Source organism: Nocardiopsis sp. CNT312, from assembly GCF_000515115.1.
Taxonomy (GTDB): Bacteria; Actinomycetota; Actinomycetes; order Streptosporangiales; family Streptosporangiaceae; genus Nocardiopsis.
Window position 1 is genome coordinate 1 of sequence record NZ_AZXF01000063.1, and the last position, 1,344, is coordinate 1,344.

Below are 1,344 nucleotides of genomic sequence, written 5' to 3' on the forward strand. Positions count from 1 at the left end.
GGTCAGCCCGCCGCCGGTGGGATACCTCATACCTTCGGCATAGCCTGCCGGAGTGGCCTGTCAAGACCAGTAACCCCACAAATTAAACCTCAGTACTCATAACTGCAGTGACCCTCTTCGAGGCTATGCCGACGAAGTCAGAAACCTTCCTGGCAATAAGTTCGCCTCCGAATACACCTCACCTTCTGGTCAGGTCTATTATGGTAGGAATAGACATGGAGAATCCGCTTCAGGTGCTTTGGGGGAAACTTCCAGAAGGACGGGTCATCATAATGGGTGTGCGGAAGTTCATTGCCTGATTCAGGCTCAGGGGAGTGAGGGTGAGTCTGCGATCAGGGGCGGAAGTATGCGAACCCTTCAGACACGAAATGAGCAGTCTTCTAGGGCTGCGGAGCACGGAAATGTCGGCCAGCCGTGTGGCAGGTGTCGAACTCTGCTTGGCGAGTTGAACATCTCATATTGAGGTTCATTTATGGAATTTGCGAGGATGAGTTCTGGTGTGATCAAGGCTATGGAGGATTCTGGTTGGTATGCAGAAAGGATTTTCGGGGATGCGGATTCTTGGTACTATGAGCTGTGTTCTAGGGGGTATCCGGGAAATCGGATGGCTCTAGATTTGATTCGGTCTTTGGGGGGTCTTTCTATCGGTCCTGCCGAAAATAGTGACGCCCATTTTGGAAACTATGAGCCTTTGAATGTGGATCCATTCGCTGCAGACGCTATGGGGTTTTCTTTTTTTGAAGAGATGTCTTCTCTGGTGGGAGAAGCCTGCTTTCCTGTTGGGGAGTGGCTGAGCTACAGTTCTGTTTTTATTACAGCATCTGGTCGCATGATGGCTGGCGGCCTGGGGTACGTCTGGTATCTGGGAGGTACTCTAGAGGAGGGTGTGCAACAAGCCGTCATGGCTGATCGGGATTTAATATGTATTCATTCGGATGAAGGTCTCTCTCCTTGGCCTTGATTTTTGATCGGCGCTCCATTGGAATATTGATTCCTTGCCCTGAGGCTTATTTAAGGGTAGCAAGTCAAGCCCTGACCGCATGCGCTGAACTGCAACAACATGACACCATGCGAGATCCCTGAATGAGACTCCTAGTTTTTCTGGCGGCTGGATCTCGATTCGATTTCCCTTTCTGTATTTCCTTTGATTGTTCGGCGGAGGCCGGTCGACGATCGCTTCGGCATTCCACCCGTGATATCCCCGGCCGGTGGGAGACGGGCGTCGGCCGGGAACGAAACGGGGCCGCGTGGACATCCTCCGCACGGCCCCGTCGCTCTTCTCTCCGATCCGTTCACGCCTCCCACAGGGGGCGGCCGACGTAGTCGCCCTCCTCGCAGCCCGGC

The 1,344-nt window shown here is 53.5% G+C and carries 1 protein-coding gene; it reads left to right on the forward strand.

All coding sequences use genetic code 11. From position 1 onward, the window contains the following. Nucleotides 1–499: 499 nt before the first annotated feature. Nucleotides 500–961, forward strand: a complete 462-nt coding sequence (locus B042_RS25230; protein ID WP_197024350.1) for an SUKH-3 domain-containing protein — start codon at nucleotides 500–502, stop codon at nucleotides 959–961. Nucleotides 962–1,344: the final 383 nt, after the last annotated feature.